The sequence below is a fragment of the Microcoleus sp. K4-B3 genome (assembly GCF_036704615.1).
Taxonomy (GTDB): domain Bacteria; phylum Cyanobacteriota; class Cyanobacteriia; order Cyanobacteriales; family Microcoleaceae; genus Microcoleus.
In genome coordinates this window covers 1-2,563 of the sequence record NZ_JAUBSF010000193.1, presented here as the reverse complement: position 1 = coordinate 2,563, position 2,563 = coordinate 1, and the positions used below count along the sequence as shown (strand labels likewise).

The 2,563-nt window shown below is 47.6% G+C and carries 4 protein-coding genes and 1 pseudogene; all 5 read right to left on the bottom strand.

What is annotated here, in order from left to right:
* A pseudogene (locus QUA78_RS32185) lies at nt 1-332 on the bottom strand (hypothetical protein); the annotation flags it as partial.
* Nucleotides 333-338: 6 nt separating this feature from the next.
* Nucleotides 339-1,142 carry an IS110 family transposase gene (locus QUA78_RS32180; RefSeq protein ID WP_333399244.1) on the bottom strand — a complete coding sequence of 268 codons (804 nt, stop codon included), beginning with the start codon at nt 1,140-1,142 and terminating at the stop codon, nt 339-341.
* A gap of 253 nt (nt 1,143-1,395) precedes the next feature.
* Complete coding sequence (locus tag QUA78_RS32175) at nt 1,396-1,635, bottom strand: hypothetical protein (protein WP_333399243.1); 240 nt, start codon at nt 1,633-1,635, stop codon at nt 1,396-1,398.
* Nucleotides 1,632-1,934, bottom strand: coding sequence for a hypothetical protein (locus tag QUA78_RS32170; RefSeq protein ID WP_333399242.1), 303 nt, complete (start codon nt 1,932-1,934; stop codon nt 1,632-1,634). Before QUA78_RS32170 ends, QUA78_RS32175 begins: the two co-directional genes overlap by 4 nt.
* A gap of 92 nt (nt 1,935-2,026) precedes the next feature.
* Nucleotides 2,027-2,527, bottom strand: coding sequence for a hypothetical protein (locus tag QUA78_RS32165; protein WP_333399241.1), 501 nt, complete (start codon nt 2,525-2,527; stop codon nt 2,027-2,029).
* Nucleotides 2,528-2,563: the final 36 nt, after the last annotated feature.

Genomic DNA, 2,563 nt, shown 5'->3' with positions numbered 1-2,563 from the left:
TTTCGCCGCCTCAAGTTTTCGGACGGCGACATTTGCTCTGCGTTTGTGCCTTGACCGTAAACAAATTTCAGCGGCGGATTGTTTCGGCTTACCTCTAAGCGCGTGAAACACCACTGCCAAAGCGCTTTCCTGCAAAGCGCGCTGCCTGACTGTTTGCCCTTCTTCTTCTGACCGCTGTCCTCCCGAACTACGCCCATGCCAACGGCCCGCATGAAGCGGCGCTCTGAAAGTTTGAGCTTGGACTCTTTCCCGGTCTGGCGGTTCTTGCGGAGTTTGACTTCCGGCTGACCGTCTTTGAGGAAATCTTCGATCGGGTAAATCGCTCCCAGCAAGTAGCCCTAGAGTTGATAGCCAAATCCAAACTTGGTAAAAATCCGGCGATACTCCGTAAACTGCGGACTGTCAATCAGTTGAACCAATTGCTTTTTGAGCTTGAAGATTTCCTCCTCAATTTCGCAGTATTGCTTGGCGGCCCACCGAGTTTGGGGTTCGATGCCCGAACCGATCGTCGCCTCCAAAACGCGATCGTACTTTTTCGATTTTCGCCGTCCGGCCAGCCACCCCCACAGCAGCGGCGGCAATTCCTCTTGCAATTTTGCCGATCTCACTAGAGCAACTTCCGGACACTGCCACGCTAACTCCTGCCGCATTCGGTTGACGATTGGGCTTTGCACTCGGTTGAGGTGCTCCAGCCGCAGGCAAATGTGTTTGATTTGAGCGACTAGGGGGTCGCGAATCTTGAGGTAGCTGTCGGACCCTTTGTCAAAGTACCAGCAGGCGATCGCAAAAGCGTCAATGTCGTCAGTCTTTGCCCCGCTCTTGCCTTCCTTTCCCATCAGCTCTGCCCTGTAGTTTGGCAGTTTGCTGTTGGAAATCATCCGTACTTCGCAACCCCAGTCGCCAAGCTTGTTCATCCACAATTGCGCGTAGTTCATCCCGGTGGGATCGCAAATGGCTACAACTTTATCGGCTTTGAAGCTTTCAATTTTTGCCCTTAATTTATTCAAATTTTCAAAGTTCGAGCGAAACACTTCGATATCGGCGTCGAAATAGTCATCGCGGGGGTTGCTGGGTTTTTTCAGCATGAAGCACGCGGCAATTGACGACCGAGAAACGTCAATGCCGACGATTAAATATTTCATCTTGTTTGGGGAGAGAAAAAGTTGAAAGGACAAGGAGCCTACGAATCTCCCAAAAGCAAATTAATGCTTACTTCACTGATTAAGGCTCGTTTATTTGTCCGGTTTGATGCGGGCTGGCGCTTACGAAGGCAGGATAGCAACTAAGCTAATTTCACTTTTAAAGCGCCACTCGTCCGAGGACTCATCCCGCGACTCCCCATTATTAAGGGGAGTTTCGGCCGCTGAGTCGAGGCGGCCATCCTCAGGCGGTTTGTCAAAGAGACTCATCAATCTCTAAAAACTGTTTCAAAATCGAGTTGAGGTGCGCTTCGCTAGGCATCTCAGTTCCTAGTTGTTGTTTCAAGAATTTTAAATTTTCATCCATTAAGGCTTCTCTCGTTATTCCGTTTGAAATTGCAAGTTCTGACAAAAACTCTGTTGCCAGACAGCAGCTAGCAATTTTGAATTTTTCGTCTAACGGCAAATCGAAAATGGTCGTTCTGGGTTTAATCATTGGTAAGCAGTGATTGAATTGGTACTGACGAGAGCGACGTATACGTATATGTAGTCAAGGCTTTGAGTTAGCGCCCGCCCGAATTCCTCAGTTGAATGAATTCGCAGCAAGTAATTAGCCGCGTTGACGTACTCGCTCAAACACCTATCGCGCGGCTGCTTTCGCAATAATCCCCGCGCCTTGGCTTCCTTGATGCAGAGAAAGATTTCTTGTTTTTGAACTTCGCTAAAATCGCCGAATTGCTGTTTTGCCGACTCGATTAGCTTGGCAATCTGTTTAGTTTGGGATTGGGCTTTCATGATAAATTGGTAGATGGGCATTGTGAAAAAGAGTCAAGATAGCTCGGACGTGCGAGCGGTCAAAGTTATGAATTGACCGCTTTTTATTGTTTTTAAATGATTGGCACTTTGACCCTAAAAGCTTGTTGCATGGGATTCTCGCGGTAAGTTGCCAGGTAGTTGGCTAGAGATGCGGTAATTTGTTCGTCGCTGATTTCATTCATTTCGATGTTGACTTGTTCTGATATTCTTGAAAGCAAAATCTCTGCGTCTGCCCCTGTTATCCTTTGCAATGTTGATAAAACCATTGCGCTAAATAGTGCAGTCCCGAAAATAATAGTTTGCTCGTTAATGGGTAAATCTGTCATCGTGCCAACTGCGACGGGTTGCGGGTTGCTGTCGTCGGGAATTATTCGGATTGCTTGAAGGTTTAGCTCGCAAGTATCCAGGCAAGTGCTGAGCGTTTCGGCGAGTTCTTCGAGTTCGCGGTAATTGCCCTGACTCTTTAAAATCAAATCGTCGGCGTGCAGTCCTAGGGCTACAATTTCGGCTTTTATTTCAGGACGAAACGTGGGCAACTCAGAATGCCTGTAAGTGAAAGTATTGTGAGACATGGTTTTAAAAAACTAATTAGGATGAGTCCGACACTT